We start from the raw sequence: 25,088 nt of genomic DNA on the forward strand, positions 1-25,088 counted from the left end.
CGGACCCGGATGCGACACTGGGCCGCACCATGAACGTCTCGACGAACGTCCCGCCCGGCGGGTCCGCTGAGCCGCTCGCCCAGCGGCTCGCCGAGCTGCGCGGACCGGCCCTCCAGCGCAGTCTGAACGCCCGTTCCCTCGCCGCGCTCGCGGCCAATCCGGGTTGTCACCGCCGTGCGGTGCTCGACGCGGCCGGGATCGACAAGTCGGCGCTGGCCGCCCGGCTCGGCCGCCCCGCCCCCTTCGGCCAGTCCCCCTTCGCGATCGCCCGCGGCGTGATCTTCGAGTCCCGGCTGAAGGCGGACGACTACGCCGCGCTGCTGGAGCCGCTCCGCCGCCACCTCGACCTCCCGGTCGACGGCCACGCCCCGCTGGAGGTGCCGGACCTGCTGCAGCGCTCCGGCCCGGCCGTCCGCGCCGACCGGACGGCCCAGGCGCTGGCCCGGGCCGCCGCCGACCCGGAGTCCTGGACGCTGCTCGACCACCCGCTGCTGCGCCTGGAGGTGGCCGGCAGCACCGCCTACCTGGAGCCGGACGCGCTCGTGGTGCACGGCGGTCGGTGCACGGTGGTCGAGATCAAGTCGTTCCCGGTGGTCGACGGCAGCGCGGACCCGGCCAAGGTCGGCGCCGCCGCCCGCCAGGCCGCCGTGTACGTGCTGGCGCTCCAGCGGGCCGCGGCTTCGGCGGCCGGGCTGCCCCTGGGCGACGACCCCTACACCGAGCAGGCTCTGCCCGGCAGCCCCCGGACGAGCGTGCTGCTGGTCTGCCCCAAGGACTTCGGCAACCGGCCGACCGCGGTCGCCGTCGACGTCCGCCGCGAGCTGGCCACCACCCGCCGCCAGCTGAGCCGGATGACCGGCATCGGCCGGCTGCTGGACGCGCTGCCGCCGGACGCGGACTTCGACCTGGCGTCCGACGAGGCCGGCACGCCGGCGCGGTCCGCCGAGCAGCTGGTCGCCGCGGTCGAGGCGGTGCCCGCCGCGTACAGCCCGGATTGCCTGTCCACGTGCGAGCTCGGCTTCCACTGCCGGGCCCGGGCCCGCTGCGGCGACCGGGTGGAGCAGCTGGGCCGGGGCGTGCGCGGCGAGCTGGGCAGCATCCGGACGGTCTCCGAGGCCCTGGCCGCCGCCGGCGGCGGCGCGGGCGTCGACGGGGCGGGCGGTACGGACGACGGCGCGGACGACGCCGCCGAGCGCCTGGCCTACGCGGCCGCCCTGCGCGCGGAAGCCCTGGGGAAGGCATGAGTCTCCTCACCACCCTGGCCCGTCTGGAGGCCGTCCGCAGCGGCCGGGCCGAGCCGCTGGCCACCGTCCGGCACCGGCACCTGTCCGACCGCCCGATGGTGCTCGTCCCGCTGACCGCCGCCGGTGAGGCCGGCGCGCCGCTGGCGATGATGCTGGGCACCGACCGGGACGCGCCCCGGCTGCACCTGGTGCCGCAGCCGCTCAACCGCACCCTGCGGTTCGACTTCCTGGCCGAGCTGGCCGCCGACCTGCTGCCCTACCTGGAGTCCTTCGCCGACGACGTCGAGCAGATCGAGGGCTCCGAGAAGGACCCGGAGACCGGCGAGAAGACCCAGGTGTTCCGCGAGCTGTGCGCGGACGCCCCGCAGCTGGTCGTGCCGAACGGCGCGGGGATCCACCACCTCGCCCTGATCGGCCGTTCGACCCGCTTCCGCCGCACCGTCGAGGACGACGAGCCGGGCCCCTACCCGGCCCCGGTCCGGGTGCCGCTGCTGGGCCGCTGGCTGACCCACCTCGGCGAGCGCGCCCAGGTGCCCGGCTCCAGCATGCTGCTGCCGATGACCGGTCTGCTGGCGCGGCACTGGGCGACCGGCCAGAGCCACCTGGAGGACCAGCACCTGGCGGCCCGGCTGGCCTGGCACCGCCCGCCGCCCGGTCTGACCGGCGCCGAGGCCGCCGAGCTGGCCGAGTCCGCGCGGGACGAGCACGGGCAGCTGCTGCACCCGCCGGCCGGCCCGGCCACCGACCCCCGCTTCGACGAGGCCGTGCTCGCCCCGGCGATCGCCCGCTACGACTCCGCCGTGGGCGCCCTGCGGCACAGCACCGAGCAGCACGACGAGGACGCCGCCGAGCGCGCCCGGGCAGCGGTGCGGGCCGCGGTCGGGCAGCTGGAGGAGGTGCTGACGGCCGTCCTGCTGCCGACCTGGCGGGACGTCTGGCAGGGCCTGGACCTGCTGCGCGGCCTGCCGCCGGCCGGCCACCTGGAGGAGCGCTGGACCGGCGACCGCTGGTCGTACACCGGCCACCGGGACCGCCTGGCGGCGGGCGAGCCCCCGCAGCCCCGGCAGGACGACGCCGTCACCGCCGCCCGCAAGCTCGCCCAGCGCGAGCGCGAGCAGGCCCGGCTGGACGTCCAGGAGGCGCTGGACGACCCGCTGGCGATGGCCGAACACCGGCTGGCCGGCGAGGCGTTCAGCGGTGAGGTGACGGAGGTGGTGCCGGACTGGGACACCACCGGCCGCTCCCCCAAGCCCCGCCCGCTGGTCACCCTGCGCACCGCCGACCGCCCGCACGCGGACCTCGGCCGGGAGGTGCACCGGGTGTGGGGGTCCCCCCGGCCGGAGTCGGGGAGCCCGGCCGCGCAGAAGGCCGAGATCGTGGCGGTCGACACCGCCGAGGGCACCATCACGCTGCGGGTGCTGTCCGGCATGGGCCGCAGGAAGGAGCCGGAGCCGGGCAGCCTGCCCGAGCCCGGCGAGCCGGTCACCTTCACCCTGTTCGAGTTGACGGTCCGCCAGTCCGCGCCGCTGCCCGAGCCGGACGACACCCCCTGGACGCACGGCGGCCCGCCCGGCGCCGCACCGCCCGTACCCGCCGCGACCGCCTCCGAGGAGTGGGAGTGATGACCGCCTCGATCCCCCAGCCGGACCGGCACGCCCGGCCGGACCCCGACCAGGCCCCGGGAGCGGCCGCCGACGCGGCCGTGGCCGGGATCCTGGCCGCGACCGTCCGCCCGCCGGCCGGCGCCCCGCGCGGCGTGGTGGTGGACTCGCCGCCCGGCGCCGGGAAGTCGACGCTCGTGGTGCGGGCCGCCCGCGAGCTGGTCGAGGCCGGCGAGCGGCTGATGATCGTCGCCCAGACCAACGGCCAGGTGGACGACCTGGTCGGCCGACTGGCCGAGAAGGCGCCGGACCTGACGATCGGCCGGCTGCACGCGGCGGACTCCCGTCCGGGCCCGGAGGTGCTGAAGCACGCCGGGGTCACGCCCTCGGACAAGATCGCCGACCTGGTCGAGCACGACGTGGTGATCTCCACCTCGGCCAAGTGGCAGTGGGTGCGGGCCGAGGCGCCGTGGCGGCACGCGATCGTCGACGAGGCGTACCAGATGCGCTCGGACGCCCTGCTCGCGGTGGCCCGGCTGTTCGAGCGGGCGCTGTTCGTCGGCGACCCGGGCCAGCTGGACCCGTTCACCGTGGTCGGCACCGAGCAGTGGGCCGGCCTGTCGTACGACCCGTCCGGCAGCGCCGTGGTCACCATGCTGGCGCACAACCCGCAGATCGAGCCGCACCGGCTGCCGGTCTCCTGGCGGCTCCCCGCCAGCGCGGCGCCGCTGATCTCCCGGGCCTTCTACCCGTACACCCCGTTCCGCTCCGGCACCGGCCCGGACGACCGCCGAATGACGGGCACCGTCCGTCCCGACGGCTCGGCGTTGGACGCGGCGATCGACCGGGCCGCCGAGCACGGCTGGGCGCTGCTGGAGCTGCCCGCCCGGCACACCGTCCGGACCGACCCGCAGGCCGTCGCGGCGGTCGCGGCGACGGTGCGCCGGCTGCTGGAGCGCGGGCTGACGGCGCACTCCGAGCAGGGCGACGCGCCGCTCACCGCGGACCGGATCGCCGTCGGCACCGCCCACCGGGACCAGGCGGCGGCGGTGCGCGCGGCCCTGCTCAAGGTCGGCGTCCCGGTGGACGGCACGGCCGGGCCCGCCGTCACGGTGGACACCGCCAACCGGCTGCAGGGGCGCGAGTACGACGTCACCGTGGTGCTGCACCCGCTCTCCGGCCGCCCCGACGCGACCGCCTTCCACCTGGAGACCGGACGGCTCTGCGTGCTCGCCTCCCGGCACCGGCACGCCTGCATCGTGGTGGCCCGGGCCGGGATCGCCGAGCTGCTGGACGAGCACCCTGCCACCGAGCCGGTGCAGTTGGGGGTGCCGGTGACGTTCCCGGACGGCTGGGAGGCCAACCACGAGGTGCTGCACCACCTGGCCGGCCACCGGGTCCGCCTGGGGTAGCGGCCCGGCTCCGTCCGGGGCATCGGCGCTCGGGCCGGGGCCGGGGCCCCCGGTCAGTCCTCGGTCTCGCAGACCGCGAAGGCCTTGACGGCCGTGTGGTCGGCCTGCACGTACCAGCTGCGGGCGTCCTGGGACGGGCCGTTGTAGGTGACGGTGTCGTGCGTCCCGGCCGGCAGCTGGTACCCGCCGCCGGTCAGGTGGGTGCCGCTGGGGCAGGTCGCCTGCGACGGGCCGCCCGGGGCGCTCACCCCGCCCTGCACCACCACCGCCGTCTCGGCGGCGACGGCCGGCGCCGCCGCGGCCAGGCCGAGGGCGGAGGCGGCCGACAGGGCGCCGAAGGGCAGGACGAAGCGCAGGATCGTCCGCACGTGCATGGGATCTCCCCGATCTGTGGGTGGCTGGACTACACGGAACCGCACCGACACAACCGGTTCGCACGCGATCCGGATGCGCGGCACTCGGAGCACGCCTGCGGCGCGCGCCGGGGAATAGCGCCCGCACGCGCACCGTTCCGCTACCGGCCCTCGCCGCGAGACAATGGACGACGGCCACAACCCGGGCGGCGCAGCCCGGAGCAGCTCTCTGCCCGCCCCACCGAGACCCCGGAGGTGTCCGTCCATGCCCGACTCCCCTGCAGAGTCGACCGAGCCCACCAGGCGCGTGCGTCCGGCGCAGCTGCTGTTCGAGCCGCAGTCCGCCGAACCGGAGCCGGAACGATTCTTCGACCTGGAGTCGATCGAGGACCCGGCGGAGCTGCTGCGCCGCTCCACCGAGCTGGCCCTGGCCTTCCGGGCGGCGGCCGAGCGGGCCACCGACTTCCAGGCCGTCGCCGCCGCCCAGCTCGCCGACCCGCGCCGGTTCGACGCCCTGTCGGACGCCGAGATCGCCGTGCGGGCGGACTGGACCCCGGACTACGCCGCCAAGATGATCGAGTACGGCCGCACGCTGCTCCAGCCGCGCCGCCACGAGGACTGAGCGGCCCCGGAGCTCCCGTGCCCAGTGCCCGCGTCCGGTGCGCCGCGCCCCGTGCCCGGACACAGGCCGCTGGCATATGCGCGGCGGGAAGGGTACGCCGTTCCCCACCGCGCTGTCCGGCGAACGGGGCTTTCCGCCCTGCCGGCGGCGCGCACGGCGCAGGCTGCTGTGCGTGGAGATCTGGACGCATCAGTCGGTGGAGTACGTCAGCGTGGCCGGGGAGGCCTGGCTCGCCTCCGCCAGCGAGTACCCGCGCAGCATGCGCGCCCTCTGGGAGACCCGCCCGTGGGCGCCCTCGGTGCTGCCCTGCGGGCGCGCCTTCGACGTGATCAGCATGCCGGCCCTGTTCGGCCGCCGGGTGCTGGACGAGCTGTGGGCCTCCGGCCCGGGCTGCGGGCCGGTCGCGGCCTACCGGGGGCGGACCCTGCTGTTCGTCCAGCCGGGCGCGGCGCCCCGGCTGCGCCGGCTGCTGGCCTGGGAGGAGTGGGCCCGGGACGTGCCGCCGCTGCTCTGCCACGGCAAGGGTGACGCGGTGACCGTGCCGCCGATGCAGCGCATGGTGAACAGCCCGGACTCCCCCGGCCACGGCGCCGGCCGGTGGATCGTCGCACCGGAGGACCGGGAGCCCTGGCTGCCGGGCGCCTCGGTGGTGCTGTGGGCCTGCGTCCGGGCGGCGCGCGAGCCGGGCGCGCCGGTCCCCGCCGGGGCGGCCGTCGTGACCGGCGGATGAACGCCGGGCGACCGGTATTCGATTTTGGCTCGGACGCACGGCGCTGCTAGAGTCTTCTCTGTCAGCAGGCGCCGCTAGCTCAGTTGGTTAGAGCAGCTGACTCTTAATCAGCGGGTCCGGGGTTCGAGTCCCTGGCGGCGCACAGACAGCCGGAAGGCCCTTCGCGAAAGCGAAGGGCCTTCCGGCGTTTCCGGGCCCGTTTCCGGTTCCGGGCCCGTTGCCGGTTCCGTTGCCGTTTCCGGGGCCCCCGGGAAGCAGGTCGGCCGGGCCGCCCGCCGGAGCGGACGGCCCGGCCGGGGCTCAGCGGCCGCGCAGCGAGCGGTAGCGGGCGACCAGCTCGGCGGTGGAGCTGTCGAGCTGCTCGGCGCCCTCACCGGTGAGCAGCACCGGCTCGATCCGCTTGGCGAGCACCTTGCCCAGCTCGACGCCCCACTGGTCGAAGGAGTCGATGTTCCAGATCGCGCCCTGGACGAACACCTTGTGCTCGTACAGCGCGACCAGCTGGCCGAGCACCGACGGGGTCAGTTCGCCGGCCAGGATCGTGGTGGTCGGGTGGTTGCCCTTGAAGGTCTTGTGCGGGACGAGTTCGGCGGGCACGCCCTCGGCCGCGACCTCCTCGGGGGTCTTGCCGAAGGCCAGCGCCTGGGTCTGGGCGAAGAAGTTGGCCAGCAGCAGGTCGTGCTGGGCGACCAGGCCCGGGAGCAGGTCGGCGACCGGCTTCGCGAAGCCGATGAAGTCGGCCGGGATCACCTTGGTGCCCTGGTGCAGCAGCTGGTAGTAGGCGTGCTGGCCGTTGGTGCCGGGGGTGCCCCAGACCACCGGGCCGGTCTGCCAGTCCACCGGGGTGCCGTCGCGGGTCACCGACTTGCCGTTGGACTCCATGTCCAGCTGCTGCAGGTAGGCGGTGAACTTGGACAGGTAGTGCGAGTACGGCAGCACCGCGTGCGCCTGGGCGTCGAAGAACGCGCCGTACCAGACGCCCAGCAGGCCGAGCAGCAGCGGGACGTTCTGCTCCGCCGGGGCGGTGCGGAAGTGCTCGTCGACCAGGTGGAAGCCGTCCAGCATCTCGCGGAAGGCGTCCGGTCCGATGGCGATCATCAGCGAGAGGCCGATCGCCGAGTCGTAGGAGTAGCGGCCGCCGACCCAGTCCCAGAACTCGAACATGTTGGCGGTGTCGATGCCGAAGTCCTGCACGCCCCGGGCGTTGGTGGACAGCGCGACGAAGTGCTTGGCCACCGCCGCGGGGTCGCCGCCCAGGCCGCCGAGCAGCCAGTCGCGGGCGGAGACCGCGTTGGTGATGGTCTCGATGGTGGTGAAGGTCTTCGAGGCGACGATGAACAGCGTCTCGGCCGGGTCGAGGTCGCGGACGGCCTCGTGCAGGTCGGCGCCGTCCACGTTGGAGACGAAGCGGACGTCGAGGTCGCGCTCGGTGTACGAGCGGAGCACCTCGTAGGCCATCGCCGGGCCGAGGTCGGAGCCGCCGATGCCGATGTTGACGACGGCGCGGATCGGCTTGCCGGTGAAGCCCTTCCAGTCGCCGCTGCGGACCCGCTCGGCGAAGGCGGCCATCTTGTCGAGGACGGCGTGCACGGTGGGCACCACGTTCTCGCCGTCGACCTCGATCACGGCGCCGCGCGGGGCGCGCAGGGCGGTGTGCAGGACGGCGCGGTGCTCGGTGTTGTTGATCTTCTCGCCGCGGAACATCGCGTCCCGCAGCTCGGCGACGCCGGTGGCCGCGGCGAGGTCGCGCAGCAGCTCCAGCGTCTCGTCGGTGACCAGGTGCTTGGCGTAGTCCACGTGCAGGTCGCCGACCTGCAGGGTGAGGCGGCGGCCGCGCTCCGGGTCGGCGGCGAACAGCTCGCGCAGGTGGGTGTCGCCCAGTTCGGCCCGGTGCTTGGCCAGGGCGCCCCACTGCGGGGTGCGGTCCAGCGGGGTGCGGGCGTCGGCGCGGGTCTCCGACATCGGTGGGTCCTCGATTCATCTGGGTGCAGAAACCGGCAGGGCCAGGCGTGAGGGTTCTTCGCGAGGTCGTGCGGGTACTGGTGGTGCGCCGACTCCGTTGACGGCCTGCCCGGGCTCAGCCTATGCAACCTCGGGGGCGGTCGCGCACATTCCGCCCGGCGGCGGACAACCCGTCACCTCGGAGCGGCCCGGCCCGCCGTCACTTCCGTTCCGAGCGCAGGTCGAGCCCGCGCAGCACCTGGTCGACCAGCTCCGGGTCGGCACCCAGCTCGCTGCGGGCGACGAGCATCTCGCGGCGGGACGCGGCGATCATCTCCTGCTCGACCTCCCGGGCGGCCCGCCACTGGGACAGGCGCAGCTTGGCCTCGGCGGCCTCCTCCTCGGCATAGTTCTCCGGGCAGAGCCGGGCCAGCCGGTCGTGCTGACGGTCCCGCAGCCGGTCGGCGACCTCGGCGGGCAGCCGGTCCTGCTCCTCCAGTTCGCCGAGCCGGGTGAGCCCGGCCTTGGCGGCCCGCCACCAGAGCTGACGGACGGCCTGCTCGTGCTTGTCCTGGTCGATGTCCAGCCGGAGCCGCTTGGCCACCCAGGGCAGGGTCAGACCCTGCACCAGCAGGGTGAAGAGCACCACGCTGAAGGCGATGAAGACGAGCCGTCCGCGCTCGGGGAAGTCCGCGCCGGAGTGCAGGGTGAGCGGGATGGCGAGCGCCAGCGCGACGGTGGCCACGCCGCGCATGCCGGACCACCAGAGGACCACGCTCTCCTTCCAGCTGAACGGGGTGTCCTCGTCGTCGCCGCTGCGCACCCGCCGGGACACCCAGCCGGCCGGCAGCAGCCACAGCAGCCGGACCACCACGACGACCGCGATCACCACGGCGGCGTCGCCGATGAAGCCGGTCCAGCCGCGGCCCGCCTCCTTGAGCACGGTGGCCAGCTCCAGGCCGATCAGCCCGAAGGCGACGCCGGTGATCAGGATCTCGACCACCTCCCAGAAGGCGTTGCCGACCAGCCGGTAGGAGACGGCGTCGGCGTCGGAGGCCCGCTCGGCGAGGTAGAGCGCGCAGACCACGACGGCGAGCACGCCGGAGCCGTGGATCTCCTCGGCGATGGTGTAGGCGGCGAACGGGACCAGCAGGTTGAGCGCGACCTGCTGGGTCGGGTCGTCCAGGCGCTCGGCGAGCTTGGCGTTGATCCAGCCGAGCGCGACGCCGACGACCACGGCCAGCACCGCGGACAGGACGAAGCGCAGCACCGCGTGGCCGACCGAGAAGTCGCCGCTGACCACGGCCTCGATGGCCAGCGAGTAGATGACGATCGCGGTGACGTCGTTGAACAGGCCCTCGCTCTCCAGGATCGACACCAGGCGGCGGGGCAGGCCGACGCTGCCGGCCACCGCGACGGCGGCGACCGGGTCGGGCGGGGAGACCAGCGCGCCGACCGCGATCGCGGCGGCGATCGGCAGGGCGGGCAGCAGCCAGTGGACCGTACTGGCCACCACGGCGGTGGTGACCACCACCAGGGCGACGGCCAGCAGCAGGATCGAGCGGATGTTGGCCTTGAAGTAGCGCACCGAGGAGCGCCGGGCGACGGCGAAGATCAGCGGCGGCAGGACCAGCGGGAGGATCAGCTCGGGCTCGATGGTGACGTCCGGGATCTGCGGGACGAGCGCCATGACGATGCCGAGCAGCGTCATCAGGACCGGCTGCGGCACGCCCGTCCTGCGTCCGAGCGGCATGGTGACCACGGAGGCGAGCAGCACCAGGAAGAACAGGGGCAGCTGGCCCACGGGAAGGTTCCTCTCGACGGCGGACGGCTGAGCGCCGCCAGGATAAATCTGACAATGCGCCCATCCGTGAAGACACACCGGACGACGGCTTGACCTCAAGCACGCTTCAGGTTGAAGGATCGGGACCGGTCGACGAGAGCGGTCGAACGGTCGAGGGGCGGGAGCAGACATGAAGGCGGTCGTCGTCACGGAGTCCGGCGGTCCGGAGGTCCTGCGGGTCCGGGTGGTGCCCGATCCGGAGCCGGGCCCGGGCGAGGTGCGGGTGCGGGTGTACGCGGCCGGGGTGCAGCCGGTGGACCTGGCGGTCCGGGAGGGCTTCCGGCCGCCGGGGCTGACGGTCGAACCGCCGTTCGTCCTCGGCAACGAGTTCGCCGGGGTGGTGGACCGGCTGGGGCCCGACAGCGGGGACTGGCGGGTCGGCGACGAGGTGCTGGGGTTCCGGCTGCTGGACAGCCACGCCGAACTGGTCACGGTGGCCGCCGACCAGCTGGTGGCCAAGCCCGCGGGGATGCCCTGGGAGCAGGCCGGCTCCCTCTCCGCCTCCGGCCAGACCGCGCACACGGCGCTCACCCTGCTCGGGGTCGGCCCCGGCGACACCGTCCTGGTGCACGGCGCCTCGGGCGGGGTCGGCACGGTGGCCGTCCAGCTGGCCCGCACCTGGGGCGCCACCGTGGTCGGCACCGCGAGCGAGCGCAACCACGGGTACCTGCGCGAGCTGGGCGCGATCCCGGTCGCGTACGGGGAGGGGCTGGTCGAGCGGGTCCGGGCGGTCGCGCCACAGGGGGTGACCGCCGCCTTCGACGCCGCCGGGCGGGGCGCGCTGGAGGCCTCGGTCGAGCTGGTCGCCGACCGGGACCGGATCGGGACGGTGGCCGACTTCGAGGGCGCCGGGCGGCTGGGCGTCCGGCTGCTGCGCACCCGGCGCACGGCCGCCCGGCTGGCCGAACTGGTCCGGCTGTGGGAGGCGGGCGGGCTGCGGCTGGAGATCGCCGAGGCGCTCCCGCTGGAGAAGGCCGCCGAGGCCCACCGGCTGGTCGGCACCGGCCACGTCCGGGGCAAGGTGGTACTGACCGCCTGAGCGGGGGCCGTCCGGGCCGATTGTGTGTTTCGGCCGCTGACCAGGTAATGTTCTCCACGTCAGCAAGCGCCGCTAGCTCAGTTGGTTAGAGCAGCTGACTCTTAATCAGCGGGTCCGGGGTTCGAGTCCCTGGCGGCGCACAGACAGCCGGAAGGCCCTTCGCGAAAGCGGAGGGCCTTCCGGCGTTTCCGGGCCCGGGCCCGGGTCCGGCTCCGGCTCCGGGTCCGGGGCGCGGGCCGCCCGGGAGCGGTGGCAGGAAAGGTGGGAATCAGGTCATTGCTGCCACCACGGCCCGCTGACAGGCTGGCCGCATGAGAGCGCGCAGCGTGCTGGTCCTCCTCTACGAGGGCGTGCAGAGCCTCGACGTGACCGGCCCCGTGGAGGTGTTCACGGGCGCCGGCGCCGCCTCCGGGCAGCCGGGGGCGTACCGGGTGCTCACCGCCTCGCCGGGCGGGCAGCCGGTGCGCAGCACCGGCGGGCTACGGCTGCTGCCGGACGCGGACCTCGCCGAGGTCGGGCCGGTGCACACCCTGCTGGTCCCCGGCGGGACGGGCGCCGAGCACCCGGACGGCGCACTGGTGGCGCGGATCCGGGAGCTGGCCGGACGGGCCGAACGGGTGGTGTCGGTGTGCACCGGGGCCTTCCTGCTCGCCGAGGCCGGACTGCTGGCCGGGCGCCGGGCGACCACGCACTGGGCGTACTGCGAGGAACTCGCCCGGCGCTTCCCGGACGTCGAGGTGGACCCGGACCCGATCCACGTCCGGGACGGGCGCATCGCCACCTCGGCCGGCGTCACCGCCGGGATCGACCTGGCGCTCGCCCTGGTCGAGGAGGACCTCGGGCGGGAGACGGCGCTGCTGATCGCCCGTCACCTGGTGGTCTTCCTGCGCCGCCCGGGCAACCAGGCCCAGTTCAGTACCCAGCTGGCCGCCCAGGTGGCGGCCCGGCAGCCGCTGCGCGAGGTCCAGCGCTGGATCGCCGAGCACCCGGAGGCCGACCTGTCGGTCGAGGCGCTGGCCCGCCGCTCGGCGCTGTCGCCGCGGCACTTCGCCCGCGCCTTCACCGCCGAGGTCGGGGTGACCCCGGGCCGGTACGTGGACGGCGTCCGGCTGGAGGCCGCCCGGCGCCGGCTGGAGGACACCGACGACGGCATCGAGGAGATCGCCCGCCGCTGCGGCTACGGCACCCCGGAGGCGATGCGGCGCGCCTTCGTCCGGGTGCTGGCCGCCCCGCCCGCCGAGTACCGACGCCGCTTCCACCCGAGTCACCACGGAGGACACTGATGCGCACCGCCATCCTGCTGTACGACGACTTCACCGCGCTGGACGCGGTCGGCCCGTACGAGGTGCTGTCCCGGATCCCCGGCTCCGAGGTGGTGTTCACCGCCGCCCGGCGCGGGCCGGTGCGCACCGACATGCAGAGCCTGGCGCTCACCGCCGACGCCGCACTGGACGAGGTGGACTCGGCCGACGTGCTGCTCGTGCCCGGCGGGCCCGGAACCGAGGCCCGGCTGACCGACCCCGCCGTGCTGGAGTGGGTGCGCGCCGTGGACGCGACCACCACCTGGACCACCTCGGTCTGCTCGGGCTCGCTGATCCTGGCCGCCGCCGGGCTGCTGGAGGGGCGCCGGGCCACCTCGCACTGGTGCTGCCTGGACCAGCTGCCGCGCTTCGGTGCGGAGCCGACCGGGACGGAGCGGGTCGTGGTCGACGGCAAGTACGCGACCGCGGCCGGCGTCTCCGCCGGGATCGACCTGGCACTGACCCTGACCGGCCGGCTGGCCGGCGACCGGGCGGCGGAGGCGATCCAGCTGGTCATCGAGTACGACCCGCAGCCGCCGTACGCGATGGGCTCGACGGCCTCGGCCCCGCCCGAGCTGGTGGCCGAGCTGCTGTCGAACCGGCTGCTGCTCCGTTAGGGTCCGTCCTCGCTGGGGTCCGTCCTCGCTGGGGTCCGTCCTCGAACCCGCGTCTGTGGGGCGCCGCCGGGGGCCTACCGGACCGGCGGGAAGGCGTGGCGGCGGGCGCCGACGACCACGGCGAGGACGGGGAGCATCAGCGCGAGGACCGTCCAGGGCAGGGCGGCGGTGCCGAGTGCGCCCAGGACGACGCCGCCGATCACCCCGCCGGCCGCCATCGCGACGTTCCAGAGGGTCACCAGCACGGACTGGGCGGCGTCCGCGTGCTCCCCGCCCGCGTCACCGAGGGCGGTCTGCAGCAGGGTCGGGGCGCCGCCCCAGCCCAGGCCCCAGAGCAGCGCCGCGAGGTAAACCGCCGGCGCGCTGCCGGACCGCACCGCGAGGACGCCCGCCGTCACCGCGACCAGCAGCGCGCCGCCGATCGTCAACTGCCGCAGCCGGCGGTGGATGTGGGCACCGGTGAGCCAGATGCTCGCCAGCGAGGCCAGCCCGAAGACCAGCAGCACGGTGCCGGTGGCGCCGCCGAGGCCGGCCCGGTCGAGGAGGGGCGCGATGTAGGTGAACAGGACGGTGTGCGCGAGCACGAAGAGCACCGTGACGGTGAGCACCGGCGCCACGCCGGGCACGGTGAGCGCGCGACGGACGGGCGCACGCTCACCGTCCGGCTGTCCGGGCTGGTCGGGCAGCAGCGCCGCGATCCAGCCGACCACGCCCACCGCCAGTGCCGTCATGGCCAGGAACGGCACCCACCAGGCGGATATCCGGCCGACGAAGGTGCCGATCGGCACTCCGAGCGACAGCGCCACCGGCACACCCGCCATCGCGACGGCCATCGCCCGGCCCTGCTGCCCGACCGGCACCAGCCGGCGGGCGTACCCGGCCAGCACCGCCCAGGCGAGGCCGGCCGCGACGCCCGCGAGGAAGCGGGCGGCCAGGGTGAGCGGGTAGCTGCCGGAGACCGCGGTCACCGTGTTGGCCAGGGCGAAGCCGCCCATCGCGGTGAGCAGCAGCCGCTTGCGGCCGGAGCCGGCGGTGGCCGCGGTCAGCGGGATCGCGGTGACGGCGGAGCCGATCGCGTACACGGTGACGGTCTGCCCGGCCGCCGACTCGCCGACGCCGAGGGACTCCCCCATGCCGGGCAGCACCCCGGCGGGCAGGGTCTCGGTGAGCGCGGTGACGAAGACGGCGGTGGCCAGGGCGAGCAGGGAGGGGAGCGGGAAGGGCCGGTGGGGTGCGGGAGCCGGGAGCTGTGTGGTCGCCATGGGGACCATGCTCGAACCTCACACGGGTGTCAGGTTCAAGCACGGTCCCGCGGCCCTCGGGTCAGCGGCCGACCGTGGCCCTCGGGTCAGCGGCCGAAGTAGCCGTCGAAGTTCCTGGAGAACTCCCCGCCGCCGAACCGGTCCCAGTTGATCGACCAGGTCATCAGCCCGCGCAGGTTCGGCTGGGCACCCGAACGCGGCACGTACGGGCCGCAGTTGGCGAGCCTGGTGAGGCAGTCCAGCGCCTTGTCCACCTCGGCGGGGGCGACGTAGCCGTTGCCCGCGTTGGTGGTGGCCGGCATGCCGATGGCGACCTTCGAGGCGGGCAGCGGCGGGAACACGTTGTTCGCGTTGCCCGCCACCGGGAAGCCCTTGAGCAGCATGTCGGTCATCGCGACGTGGAAGTCGGCGCCGCCCATGGAGTGGTACTGGTTGTCCAGACCCATGACGGAGCCCGAGTTGTAGTCCTGGACGTGCAGCAGGGTGAGGTCGTCGCGCAGCGCGTGGATGACCGGCAGGTACGCCCCGGCCCGCGGGTCCTGGCCGCCCCAGGGCCCGGATCCGTAGTACTGGTAGCCGAGTTGGACGAAGAAGGTCTCCGGCGCCATGGTCAGCACGAAGCCGGGGCCGTACTTGGCCTTCAGGGTCCTCAGCGCGGAGATCAGGTTGACGATGACCGGGGTGGTCGGGTTCCTGAAGTCGGTGTCGCCGGTGTTGAGGGAGAGCGAGTGGCCCTCGAAGTCGATGTCCAGGCCGTCCAGGCCCCACTTGTCGATGATCGCCGAGACCGAGCTGACGAAGGTGTCCCGGGCGGCGGCGGTGGTCAGCTGGACCTGGCCGTTCTGGCCGCCGATCGAGATCAGCACCTTCTTGCCCTGGGCGCGCTTGGCGGCGATGGCGGCCTTGAAGTCGGCGTCGGACTCGACGGTCGGGCACTCGGTGACCGGGCAGCGGTTGAACCGGATGTCGCCGGAGGTGACGGAGGTGGGCTCGCCGAAGGAGAGGTCGATGAAGTCCCAGGAGTTCGGGACGTCCGCCATCCGGGTGTAGCCGGCACCGTTGGCGAAGCCGGCGTGCAGGTAGCCGACCAGGGCGTGGCTGCCGGCGGGCGGGCCGGTCGGCGTGCCCGTAGGGGTACCGGTCGGCGTGCCCGTCGGCGTCGCGGTCGGCGAGGCGGTCGCGGTCGGCGAGGCGGTCGGGGTCGGCGTCGGCGTCGGGCTGGGGGCGCCCGGGCCGTCGAGCGACACGTCGTCCGCGTAGTAGGTGCCCTGGCCGTACCAGCCGTGGGTGTAGACGGTGGCGCTGGTCTGGGTGGCACCGGCGGTGAAGCTGAGGCTGAGCTTCTGGTACGAGCCGCCGGTGCCGGGCGTCCAGGTGCTGGGGCCGCCGCCGTCGACGCCCAGGTAGACGTACGAGCCGTTGACGTACGCGCTGAGCGTGTAGGTGGTGCCGGGGGTGACGGTGACGGTCTGGCTGCACTGGGCGGTGTCGCCGGCCGTGGCCGCGCCGGCGAGCGCGCGGCTGCCGCCGTGCACCGGGCCGGAGACGACGCTGCCGGTGCCGCCGGAGCAGCTCCAGGGGCCGAGCGAGCCGGACTCGAAACCGCCGTTGACCAGGAACTCGCCGGCCGAGGCGGTGGGCGCCAGGCCCAGGGTGACGCCGACCAGGGTGGCTGCGGCGACGGCGGAGGCGGTGCCGGCGGCGAGGCCGTTTCTCAGGGTTCTGCGCATGCGGGTGCTCCTGCGATGGCGCGGTCGTGGGGGACGTCCGAGGGCACGCCGGAGCACGCGCCAGTGGGGGGAGCGGCCCGGCCTGGCACCCTAGTTGGACTAGACCACTGAAGTGGATCCGCCGATGCCCTGTCAATGGTCCAGACCGGTCCCGACGCCTTCCCCGGTCCCCTTCCGGTTGCCGGGTGTGACACCCCGTCGAAGGATGGAGGGGTGACCCCGCCCAGCTACCTCCGCCACCCCCACCTGCACGGCGGCCTGCTCACCTTCACCGCCGAGGACGACGTCTGGATCGCCCCGCTGGACACCGACGGCGCCGTCACCGGCCGGGCCTGGCGGGTCACCTGCGACCGCACCCGGGTCAGCCACCCCCGCTTCTCCCCCGCCGGCACCACCCTCGCCTGGACCAGCTGGCTGAGTCTCACCCCCGAGGTGTGGACCGCACCCGTCGACGGCGGCGAGGCCCGCCGGCTCAGCTTCTGGGGCAGCCAGGACACCCGCGTGCGCGGCTGGCTGCCGGACGGCGAGGTGCTCGCCGTCACCTCCTTCCACGAGCCCTTCGGGCACTACACCTGGGCCCACGCCCTGCCGCCGGACGGCTCCCCCGGCCGCCGGATGCCCTGGGGCCCGGTCGGCGACGCCCAGATGAGCCGCGAGCGGACCGTCCTGCTCACCGGCGCCGCCCCGCACGACCCGGCCGCCTGGAAGCGCTACCGGGGCGGAGCCGTCGGCCGGCTCTGGGCGGACGGCGAGCAGATCCTGCCCGCCCACACCGGGCACCTCGCCGCCCCGATGCCGGTCGCCGGGCGGGTGGCCTTCCTCTCCGACCACGAGGGCATCGGCAACCTCTACTCCTGCCGCCCGGACGGCACCGACCTGCGCCGGCACACCGACCACGCCTCCTACTACGCCCGCGAGGCCGCCACCGACGGCACCCGCATCGTCTACCAGCACGCCGGCGACCTCTGGCTGCTGGACGACCTGGACGCCCCCGCCCCGCGCCGGCTGCACGTCCCGCTCGGCGGCGCCCGGGCCGGCCGCCGCCCGTACCAGGTCGGCGCCGCCTCCCAGGTCAAGGACCTCGCCTGCGACCAGACCGGCCGGGCCGGGGTGATCACCGTGCGCGGCAGCCAGTACTGGCTCACCCACAAGGACGGCCCGGCCCGCGCACTCGCCGACACCCCGGGGGTGCGGACCCGGCTGCCGGTGGTGCTCGGGCACACCGGCGAGGCGGCCTGGGTCACCGACGCGAAGGGCGCCGACGCGATCGAGGTGATGCCGCTGCCCGGGCACGAGGGCGCGGAGAAGCACCGCCACCGGATCCTCGCCTCCGGCCGGCTCGGCCGCGTCCTGGAGCTCACCGCCTCCCCCGACGGCAGCCGCCTCGCCGCCGTCGCCTCGGACGGGCGGCTGCTGCTGGTCTCCGCCGCCGACGGCGAGGTGCGCGAGCTGGCCGCCTCCGAGTACGGCCCGGTCTCCAGCGCTCGCTTCTCCCCCGACTCGCACTGGATCACCTGGTCCCAACCGGTCGCCGGGCGCTCGCTGCGCCGGATCCGGCTCACCCGCACCGAGGCGCCCGCCCCCGTCACCGAGGTCACCGACGGCCGCTTCGAGGACGAGCAGCCGGTGTTCACCCGGGACGGCCGCTACCTGGCCTTCCTCTCCTGGCGCGGCTTCGACCCGGTCCACGACGTGCACACCGGCGACCTCTCCTTCCCGGTCGGCTGCCGCCCGTACCTCGTCCCGCTCACCGCCGACACGCCCTCGCCGTTCTCGGCACCGGTCGAGGACGGCGCCCCGCGCGGGGACGGCGGCGGCGACGGCACCGTCCGGGTCGAGCCCGCGGGCATCGGCGACCGGCTGCTGCAGTTCCCGGTGATCGCCTCCAAGTACTCGGCCACCGACGCGGTGCGGGGCGGCGTGGTCTGGCTGCGCTGGCCGATCGCCGGCACCCTCGGGCAGACCTTCGCCAGCCCGGAGGACACCTCGGGCCGCCCCTCGCTGGAGTACTTCGACCTGGCCCGGGGCAGCCGCAGCACGTTGGCGGACAAGCTCGACGGCTACGCGGTCTCCGGCGACGGCGGCTCGATCGCCGTCTACTCGGCCGGAACGCTGCGGGTCATCCCGGTCACCGCCCCCTCCGCCGGCACCGCCGTCGACCTGCGCCGGATCACCCACACCGTGCACCCGGCCGCCGAATGGCGCCAGGCCTACCACGAGGCCGCCCGGATCGTCCGGGACCAGTTCTGGGACGAGCGGATGTCCGGCCTGGACTGGCCCGCGCTGGTCGCCCAGTACGAGCCGCTGCTGGACCGCGTCTGCTCACCCGACGACTTCGCCGACCTGCTGCGCGAACTCCTCGGCGAACTGGGCACCTCGCACGCCTACGTCACCCCGTCGAGGCGCGCCGAGGGGCCCTCGCTCGGCCAGCAGCCGCTCGGCCTGCTCGGCGCCAACGCCCACCGCACCCCCGACGGGCGCTGGCTGGTCGACCGAGTGCTGCCCGGCGAGTCCTCCGACCCGCGCGCCCGCGCCCCACTGGCCGCCCAGGGCGTGCGCGACGGCGACGAACTGCTCTCGATCGGCGGACGCCCGCTGGACCCGGTACGCGGACCGCTCCCGCTGCTGGCCGGCACCGGCGGCACCACCGTGGAACTGGCACTGCGCAGCGGCCCGGACGGCCCGGTGCGGCGGATCGCGGTCACCCCGCTGACCGACGAACGGCCCATCCGCTACCAGGACTGGGTGGCCAAACGCCGTTCCCTGGTACGGGAGTTCAGCGACGGGCGGTGCGGCTACCTGCACATCCCGGACCTCGGCGGCTCCGGCTGGGCGCAGTTCAACCGGGACCTGCGGCGCGAACTGGACAAGCCCGCGCTGGTGCTGGACGTCCGCGGCAACGCCGGCGGCAACGTCTCCGAACTGGTCCTGGAGAAGCTCACCCGACACGTCCTGGCCTGGGACTTCACCCGGGACCGTCAACCGGTCCGGTGGCCGCGGCACGCCCTGCGCGGCCCGCTGGTGGCCCTCGCGGACGAGGCGACCAGCTCGGACGGGGACGTCATCATCGCGGCGATCAAGCTGCTCGGGCTCGGCCCGGTGATCGGCAACCGCACCTGGGGCGGCGTGGTCGGGATGTCCGGGCGGCACACCCTCGGCGACGGCACGCAGATCTCGGTGCCGAAGAACGCCTCCTGGTTCGACGGCGGCCTCGGCTGGTCGGTGGAGAACCGCGGCGTCGAACCGGACGTGCACGTGCTGCGCACCCCGCGGGACTGGGCCCGGGGGCGCCACCCCGAGCTGGTCACCGCCGTCCAGCTGGCCCTGGACCTGCTGGAGGACGCGCCCGCAGCGGTGCCCCCGCCGGAGTCCACGGCCCGGCCGGACCTGCGGCGCCCGCCGCTGCCACCGCGGGAGCGGTGACCAGCGGGGGCGGCAGTGCTTGGCACGTGGGCGGTGGCCGGCGGGGGCAGTGACCGGCGGGGGCGGTGACCGGCGGGCGGTCTCAGTCCCAGGGGTCGCCTTCGGCCGTCATGTTCTCGGCGGCGCGCCGGTCGGCCTCCTCCTGGGAGATCCGTTCCTGGGCCATCCGCTCCTGCGTGTCCCTGCTCCGCTCGACGTCGTCACCGAACGCGTCCGCGGCCTCGTCGTGGGCGAGGGCGGCCCGCTGGGCGGCGCCCTCGCCGGTGGCCTCGTGGTGCGGCGGCCGGTGGAACAACCTGTCGAAGATGCCCATGACTCCTCCTCCGGAGGGGAACGTCGGACTACCGGGCTGCCCCCACTCTCACACCGTGACCGGGCCGACGCACCTCGGGCCCCGGTTGAGCCCTTGGTCCCTGGTGAACGCGCCCAACGGCCGTAGCGGGGCGGTGCGCGCCGGGCGGAGGGTGGAGCCGTCGGCCGAACTGACGCCACCGTCTGGAGCCCGCTGTGACCGTCGTACATTCCGGAAGCCACGCCCGGCGCCCCGCCGAGGACCCGCACGACGGACCGCGCCGGCGGGTCGGCCCGCTGGCCGCGCTGGACGGGCGACTGCCCGGCGCGCACGACCTGTTGCTGATGCAGTGCCCCAGCTCGCTGCGGCCCCTCGCGGGCGGCGAACTGCCGGACTGGGCGCGCGCGGTGCTGCGGGCGCACCCCTGGGTGACGGTCGGCCGGGCACCGGCCGTGGTCGGCGACCCGGCGGACCTGCCGCACCCGCAGCGCTGCACCCGGGACCCCGAGGCCGCGCCCGAACTCTGGTTCCCGGTCACCGTGCGCGGCCCGCGCCACGGGCAGCGGCTGGACGCACTGGCGCCCTGGGCGGCAGTGGCCCGGACGCTGCGGCCCGAGCAGCTGGCCGAGCGGCGCGAGCGGCTGTCCCCCGAACGGCTCACCGGGATCCCGGCGCTGGCGCTGCTGCCGGAGGTCGGCCGGCTGGTGGCGGACCACCGGATGCCCTGGGGCCCGATCGGCGCGGTCGGCTACGAACTGGGCAGCGGGGTGCCGGTGTCCGGCCCGTTGAGCCCGCTCCGGCTGGTGCTGCGCTCCCCGCAGCCGATCAGCCGGCGCGACGCGCTGCAGCTGCGGCGGGCGCTCACCAAGCTGCCGGTGCCCGTGCAGGCCGAGCTGGAGACCCGGCACGGATCGGTGCAGCTGGCCGAGTACGCGGCGGGCGTGCACACCCTCACCCTGCTGACGCCGTACGGGCCCCGGGAGGTCCACGACCCGTGGTTCCCCCGGGGCCCGTACGCCTGACCCGCTCCGGAAGAGCCGGAAAAAAGTCGCGGCCCGGTGTCAAGACGGCCGCGTCCGCTCCGACGACACGGCGTGCGGCGCCCCGCCGCACGAGGACGCGACCGGACCTGGCGAGGACACCCGTGGACCAACTGCTCAGAGTGATGAACTTCAACGTCTCCCGTGACGGCATCGGCGCCGGTGAGCATCAGAGCCTGGAGCAGCCGTTCGGCCTCGACCACCCCGAGAGGCTGTTCGCCTGGGCCGGAGCCACCGCGAGCTGGCCGATGCGCACGGATCCCGGGGGGAGCCGGGGCCTCGACGACTACTTCACCCGGGACTTCGCACGCGGCATCGGTGCCGAGATCATGGGCCGCAACAAGTTCGGGCCGCAGCGCGGGCCCTGGCAGGACCACGAGTGGCGCGGCTGGTGGGGCGACGAGCCCCCGTTCCGCACTCCGGTGTTCGTCATGACCCACCACGGGCGGCCGTCGATCACGCTCTCCGACACCGCGTTCCACTTCGTCGACGGCGACCCGGCCGCGGTCCTCGAACGGGCGCGGGCGGCGGCGGGGGGCAAGGACGTCCGGCTCGGCGGCGGCGTCACCACGATCCGGCAGTTCCTCGCGGCCGACCTCGTCGACACCCTGCACGTGGCGGTCTCACCGGTGGAGCTCGGGTCCGGCCTGAAGCTCTGGGAGTCCCCCGACGAGCTGCTCGACCGGTTCCACCTGGAGGTGGTGCCCAGCCCGAGCGGCGTCACGCACCACCTGTTCTGGCGGAGGTGACGCGGGGCCCCACCACCCGACGGCGGGTGGTGGGGCCCGTGTGCCGTGCGCGGGGAGCGCCCGTCAGCCGCTGATGCTGGCCGCGCCGGTCTCCAGGTGGCCGGTGAAGCGCTGCGACCAACTGGCGTCGGCGTCCACCGTGACGGTGAAGTCGTACCAGCCGTTGGTGTAGGCGACGGCGTTGAAGTAGTCGCTGACGTTGCCGCCGGCCGGGACCTGGTACGTCCAGGGGCCGTCCGTCCGGTAGTTGTTGGGGGCGATGGTGAAGGTCATCGGCGTGCTGCCGCTGTTGGCCAGCTTGAAGTAGACCGCGAGCTTGCCGGTGCCCGGTTCGACCGCGTACGAGGCGGTGACCGCCGCGTTCTTGCCCGCCTTGGTGGCGTCGCCCTTGAAGCGGCGCAGGAAGCGGTTGGGGCCGACCACCGTGAGGTCGTAGGGGCCGCCGCCGAAGTTGGTGCCGCAGTTGAAGAAGTCGCTGGTCCGGCCGCCCGGGTCCACCGTGTACTGCCAGGGGCCGCCGCTGCGGTAGGCGTTGGCGTACGCGGCGAAGTGCGCGGACTTGGACGCCGCGGTGCCGGTGTTCTCCATCGCGATCCAGACCTTCATCACCCCGCCCGAGCCGAACTCCAGGTGGTCCAGGTTGGCGTTCGGCTGGTACGGCAGGGCGCGGGCCGGGCGGGTGCCGGACTCCTGCAGCGGCAGCTGGTTGTTCACCGGGGCCGGGTTGGGCAGCGGGCCGCAGGCGGACAGGCCGATGGTCTGCGAGGTGTCGGGCAGCGCCGGCAGGCCGTACACCGGGTTGGCGAAGTCGAACACGCTCGTGAGGTCGCCGCAGACGCGGCGGCGCCAGTCGCTGATGTTGACGCAGTTCGCCGGAGTGCCGAGGGCGGCCGTCCAGACCTCCAGGAAGCGCAGCACCGAGGTGTGGTCGAAGGTCTCGGAGTTGACCCAGCCGCCGCGGGTCCAGGGCGAGATCGCGATCAGCGGGACGCGGAAGCCGAGGCCGATGTTGGTGCCGCTGTAGAACTCGCCCGGGGTGCCGGACGGGGCGACCGGCGGCGGGACGTGGTCGAAGAAGCCGTCGTTCTCGTCGTAGTTGATGAACAGGATGGTGGAGTCGGAGACGTTCGGGTCCGCGTTGAGCGCGTCGATCACCATGTGGACGAAGTGCGCGCCGTCGGCCGGGGTGGCGTACGGGTGCTCGGAGGAGGCCTGGTCGGGGACGATCCAGGAGACCTGCGGCAGGGTGCCGGCCAGCACGTCGGCCTTGATCGCGGCGGCGATGTCGTCCGGGGTCTTCCCGGTGACCTTGGGCACCGAGCCCATGCCCTTGGTCGCGAGGGCGCTGCCGGCCGGGGCGCCGGAGAACTGGCTGAAGTAGGCCAACGCGTTGTCGCCGTAGTTGTCGGCGGCGTTCTGGTAGACCTTCCAGCTCACCCCGGCGGCTTCGAGGGCCTCGGCGTAGGTCTGCCAGCGCAGGCCCTTCTCGTCGCCGCCGTCGTAGGCCGGGCCGCCCGCGGCGCCGGACGGGTCGATCTGGCCGGACCAGTGGTAGGTGCGGTTGGGGCCGGTCGCGCTGAGCACCGAGCAGTGGTACGCGTCGCAGACGGTCCAGTTCTCGGCCAGGGCGTAGTGGAACGGGATGTCCTGGCGGGTCAGGAAGCCGAGCGTGCGGACGTTGCCCTTGGCGGCGACCCAGGAGTCCATCTTGCCGCCGTTCCACGCCTTGTGCTGGTCGCTCCAGCCGTGGCTGAGGTCGCCGTTGCACTGGGCGAGGCGCTCGGGGTCGGCGCCGCCGGCCGGCTTGGTCTGGCTGAACTGCCACGGGTACTGGCGGGAGAGCAGGCCGTTGGGCTGGTTGAAGACGCTGTAGCCGCCGGCGATCTGGATCGCGCTGCGGTCGGCGAAGCCGCGCACCCCGCGCAGCGTGCCGAAGTAGTGGTCGAAGCTGCGGTTCTCCTGCATCAGGATCACCACGTGCTGCGCGTCGGTGATGGTGCCGGTCGCGGCGAGCGCGGCGGCGGAGGCGGGGGCGCTGCCCGCGGCACCCGGGGCGGCGCCCGCGGCGCCGGTACCCGCCACGGCGAGACCGGCCGCGGCCGCCCCGGACAGCGTGACGAACTTCCTACGACTCAGCTCGGCCATCAGCCCAGCCCGTCCCTTCACTGGCGATGTTGTGTACACAAGTCGGGCTCATCGATCGCGGAGAAGTCTCCACCGCGCGGGAAGCGGGCCACCAGATGCGTGCACCAGGGTTGGCGGACTGTTCGTCGAAGGGTCACCGGCGTTCGTCCCGGCGTCACCGAGCGACGCCCGGACGAACGGGGAGCCGAGTCGGTGCGGAGGAACCGGGGTGGTCAGCGGTCCTTGACGTCGATCCCCAGCGCCTGGGCGAACTGCGGCGCCAGCTCCAGCAGCTGGGTGGAGCTGATCACCGCGCCGCGCAGCCCCTGGTGCCCGTCGGCCAGCCCGAGCCGGACGGCCCCGCGCAGGTCGGTCTTGCTCAGCGTCGCCCCGCGCAGCCGGACCTCCTCCAACGTCGAGCCGGGGAAGGACACCGAGGTCAGCTTCGCCTCGCCGAAGTCCACGTCGCGCAGCAGGCAGTCCTCGAAGACGACGTCCCGCAGCACGGCCGACCGCAGGTTGACCGCCTCCAGCTTGCAGCCTCGGAAGACCACCCGGCGCAGCGCCGAACCGTACCCCGCGACCCCGGCCAGCACGCCGCCGACGAACGAGCTGTCCTGCCACTCGGAGTCGCTGAGGTCGCAGGCCACCCAGCGGCCGGCCTGCACCCAGACCTCGTTGAACCGGGCCTGGCGCAGCTTGACCCCGCTGAGCGCGACGCCGGTGAAGGCGCATTCCAGGAAGGCCGCCCCGGCGACCGACTCGTCGGTGTGCTCGCCGCCGTCGAAGTGCACGGTGTCGTACCGCTCGTCGCTGCGCAGCGGCCCGGTGTGCGGGCGCAGCAGTTCGGCGTACGGGAGGTCGTCGAGCCGGTCGGGGACGGAGCGGGTCATGGCGGCACCTTGCGATCGGGGGCGGAGGGGTCTCGCCCGCATGCTCGCACGCGGCACCGACAGTCCCGCCGCCACACGCCACCGCGGCCACCGCCGCCGTCAGTGGCAGCGGCGGCAGCGGGACGCGCGACGCCCCGGGCCGGCCGCAGCGGTGTGCGGCCGGCCCGGGGGTGTCCGGTGGATCAGCCGCGCGCCCAGAGGGAGTTGACGCGGCTGCGCTCGGTGCTGTTCGGGTAGGGGTTGGTGCAGGAGGTGCCGGGGCCGCCGCCCGACATCAGCTCGCTGCACGGGCCGGAGTAGTGGTCCGGCAGGCCGAGCACGTGCCCGGTCTCGTGGGCGGTCACCCGCACGGAGTTGTACTGCCGGTTCTGCTGGTAGTCGAGGAAGACGTAGCCGCGCCCGTGCCCGTCGGTGCTGGCGTAGGAGCCCCGGCTGTCGTTGCCCTCGTAGTAGCGGAAGTCGGCGGCCGAGCCGGACCGCAGCTGGACGTTGCTGACCGAGCTGTTCCAGATCTGCGCGGCCTGGGATATCTGGTTGCGGAAGGACGGGGCCGAGCTGGCGTCGTAGGTCACCACGACGGTCGCCAGGCCCGGGTTGGCGGCCTGCTTGGCCTTCGCGGAGGCCATCACGGCCTGGAAGAAGGCCTGGTTGTCCGCGGCCTCGGCGGCCGAACCGGCGTACGTCGAGGCGGTGTAGCCCTGCGTGGCCGGGGCGGCCGGGGCGGCGGCCGCGGCGGTGGCGGGCAGCACGGCGAGGCCGGCCGCGAGGGCCAGGCCGAGGGTGGCGGACAGCACGGATCGCTTCATGTGGGGGTCTCCGGTTCCTGTGGTGTCGTGGCCGGTTGGGGGCCGGCCCTGGGGGACACCTGGTCA

General features: G+C 74.5%; 20 protein-coding genes and 2 tRNA genes. 13 read left to right on the top strand and 9 right to left on the bottom strand.

Annotation, left to right across the window (positions count from 1 at the left end):
- Positions 1-29 precede the first annotated feature (29 nt).
- Genes ACIRST_RS31380 through ACIRST_RS31390 form a run of 3 tightly spaced genes read left to right on the top strand, consistent with a single transcriptional unit; the run spans position 30 to position 4,257 of the window.
- Positions 30-1,244, top strand: a complete 1,215-nt coding sequence (locus ACIRST_RS31380; RefSeq protein WP_402806304.1) for a hypothetical protein — start codon at positions 30-32, stop codon at positions 1,242-1,244.
- Positions 1,241-2,866: a hypothetical protein gene (locus tag ACIRST_RS31385; protein ID WP_402806307.1), complete on the top strand. Its 1,626-nt coding sequence runs from the start codon at positions 1,241-1,243 to the stop codon at positions 2,864-2,866. The genes ACIRST_RS31380 and ACIRST_RS31385 overlap by 4 nt, the downstream gene beginning before the upstream one ends.
- Positions 2,866-4,257 (top strand): AAA family ATPase, encoded by a 1,392-nt coding sequence (locus tag ACIRST_RS31390; RefSeq protein WP_402806309.1) that lies wholly within the window; start codon positions 2,866-2,868, stop codon positions 4,255-4,257. The genes ACIRST_RS31385 and ACIRST_RS31390 overlap by 1 nt, the downstream gene beginning before the upstream one ends.
- A gap of 53 nt (positions 4,258-4,310) precedes the next feature.
- Here the strand turns inward: ACIRST_RS31390 and ACIRST_RS31395 are convergent, their stop codons facing one another.
- Entirely contained in the window at positions 4,311-4,631 is a 321-nt protein-coding gene (locus ACIRST_RS31395; RefSeq protein WP_402806312.1) for a hypothetical protein, read from the bottom strand.
- A gap of 244 nt (positions 4,632-4,875) precedes the next feature.
- On the opposite strand from ACIRST_RS31395, the gene ACIRST_RS31400 reads away from it, so the two are divergent.
- The 3 genes from ACIRST_RS31400 to ACIRST_RS31410 all read left to right on the top strand — a co-directional run bounded on the left by ACIRST_RS31400 (position 4,876) and on the right by ACIRST_RS31410 (position 6,104).
- Positions 4,876-5,232 carry a hypothetical protein gene (locus ACIRST_RS31400; RefSeq protein ID WP_350526611.1) on the top strand — a complete coding sequence of 119 codons (357 nt, stop codon included), beginning with the start codon at positions 4,876-4,878 and terminating at the stop codon, positions 5,230-5,232.
- A 172-nt stretch (positions 5,233-5,404) separates the two neighbouring features.
- Positions 5,405-5,962, top strand: a complete 558-nt coding sequence (locus ACIRST_RS31405) for a bifunctional DNA primase/polymerase (RefSeq protein WP_350526612.1) — start codon at positions 5,405-5,407, stop codon at positions 5,960-5,962.
- A 68-nt stretch (positions 5,963-6,030) separates the two neighbouring features.
- A tRNA-Lys gene (locus ACIRST_RS31410) sits at positions 6,031-6,104 on the top strand.
- A gap of 158 nt (positions 6,105-6,262) precedes the next feature.
- Here ACIRST_RS31410 and pgi read toward each other — a convergent pair.
- Positions 6,263-7,924 carry a glucose-6-phosphate isomerase gene (pgi, locus tag ACIRST_RS31415; RefSeq protein ID WP_402806316.1) on the bottom strand — a complete coding sequence of 554 codons (1,662 nt, stop codon included), beginning with the start codon at positions 7,922-7,924 and terminating at the stop codon, positions 6,263-6,265.
- Between the two features lie 199 nt (positions 7,925-8,123).
- Positions 8,124-9,707: a Na+/H+ antiporter gene (locus ACIRST_RS31420; protein ID WP_350521908.1), complete on the bottom strand. Its 1,584-nt coding sequence runs from the start codon at positions 9,705-9,707 to the stop codon at positions 8,124-8,126.
- A gap of 169 nt (positions 9,708-9,876) precedes the next feature.
- On the opposite strand from ACIRST_RS31420, the gene ACIRST_RS31425 reads away from it, so the two are divergent.
- The 4 genes from ACIRST_RS31425 (at position 9,877) to ACIRST_RS31440 (ending at position 12,703) form a co-directional block, all read left to right on the top strand.
- Positions 9,877-10,785 (top strand): NADP-dependent oxidoreductase, encoded by a 909-nt coding sequence (locus ACIRST_RS31425; RefSeq protein ID WP_402806318.1) that lies wholly within the window; start codon positions 9,877-9,879, stop codon positions 10,783-10,785.
- Between the two features lie 66 nt (positions 10,786-10,851).
- Positions 10,852-10,925, top strand: a tRNA-Lys gene (locus ACIRST_RS31430).
- A 171-nt stretch (positions 10,926-11,096) separates the two neighbouring features.
- Positions 11,097-12,068, top strand: coding sequence for a GlxA family transcriptional regulator (locus tag ACIRST_RS31435; RefSeq protein WP_402806321.1), 972 nt, complete (start codon positions 11,097-11,099; stop codon positions 12,066-12,068).
- The gene (locus tag ACIRST_RS31440; protein WP_350521905.1) at positions 12,068-12,703 is read left to right on the top strand and encodes a DJ-1/PfpI family protein; all 636 of its coding nucleotides are present in this window, start codon (positions 12,068-12,070) and stop codon (positions 12,701-12,703) included. The genes ACIRST_RS31435 and ACIRST_RS31440 overlap by 1 nt, the downstream gene beginning before the upstream one ends.
- Before the next feature lie 74 nt (positions 12,704-12,777).
- On the opposite strand, the gene ACIRST_RS31445 is transcribed toward ACIRST_RS31440, so the two are convergent.
- Positions 12,778-13,965, bottom strand: coding sequence for an MFS transporter (locus tag ACIRST_RS31445; RefSeq protein ID WP_402806324.1), 1,188 nt, complete (start codon positions 13,963-13,965; stop codon positions 12,778-12,780).
- Positions 13,966-14,051: 86 nt separating this feature from the next.
- Positions 14,052-15,695 (bottom strand): chitinase, encoded by a 1,644-nt coding sequence (locus tag ACIRST_RS31450; RefSeq protein WP_402806327.1) that lies wholly within the window; start codon positions 15,693-15,695, stop codon positions 14,052-14,054.
- 213 nt (positions 15,696-15,908) lie between these two features.
- Here ACIRST_RS31450 and ACIRST_RS31455 point away from each other — a divergent pair, with 213 nt between their 5' ends.
- Entirely contained in the window at positions 15,909-19,118 is a 3,210-nt protein-coding gene (locus ACIRST_RS31455) for a S41 family peptidase (RefSeq protein WP_402806330.1), read from the top strand.
- 82 nt (positions 19,119-19,200) lie between these two features.
- On the opposite strand, the gene ACIRST_RS31460 is transcribed toward ACIRST_RS31455, so the two are convergent.
- Entirely contained in the window at positions 19,201-19,431 is a 231-nt protein-coding gene (locus ACIRST_RS31460) for a hypothetical protein (RefSeq protein WP_350521901.1), read from the bottom strand.
- Positions 19,432-19,625: 194 nt separating this feature from the next.
- Here ACIRST_RS31460 and ACIRST_RS31465 point away from each other — a divergent pair, with 194 nt between their 5' ends.
- Entirely contained in the window at positions 19,626-20,432 is an 807-nt protein-coding gene (locus tag ACIRST_RS31465; protein ID WP_350521900.1) for a phosphoribosyl-dephospho-CoA transferase MdcG domain-containing protein, read from the top strand.
- 122 nt (positions 20,433-20,554) lie between these two features.
- Complete coding sequence (locus ACIRST_RS31470; protein ID WP_350521899.1) at positions 20,555-21,199, top strand: dihydrofolate reductase family protein; 645 nt, start codon at positions 20,555-20,557, stop codon at positions 21,197-21,199.
- A gap of 63 nt (positions 21,200-21,262) precedes the next feature.
- On the opposite strand, the gene ACIRST_RS31475 is transcribed toward ACIRST_RS31470, so the two are convergent.
- The 3 genes from ACIRST_RS31475 to snpA all read right to left on the bottom strand — a co-directional run bounded on the left by ACIRST_RS31475 (position 21,263) and on the right by snpA (position 25,022).
- Positions 21,263-23,344: a phosphocholine-specific phospholipase C gene (locus ACIRST_RS31475; protein ID WP_402806333.1), complete on the bottom strand. Its 2,082-nt coding sequence runs from the start codon at positions 23,342-23,344 to the stop codon at positions 21,263-21,265.
- Positions 23,345-23,556: 212 nt separating this feature from the next.
- Positions 23,557-24,216, bottom strand: coding sequence for a pentapeptide repeat-containing protein (locus tag ACIRST_RS31480; RefSeq protein WP_350521897.1), 660 nt, complete (start codon positions 24,214-24,216; stop codon positions 23,557-23,559).
- 182 nt (positions 24,217-24,398) lie between these two features.
- On the bottom strand, positions 24,399-25,022 hold the full coding sequence (gene snpA / locus ACIRST_RS31485) for a snapalysin (protein WP_350521896.1): 624 nt from the start codon (positions 25,020-25,022) through the stop codon (positions 24,399-24,401).
- Between the last annotated feature and the right edge of the window lie 66 nt (positions 25,023-25,088).

Source organism: Kitasatospora sp. NPDC101447 (assembly GCF_044767225.1).
Classification (GTDB): Bacteria; Actinomycetota; Actinomycetes; order Streptomycetales; family Streptomycetaceae; genus Kitasatospora.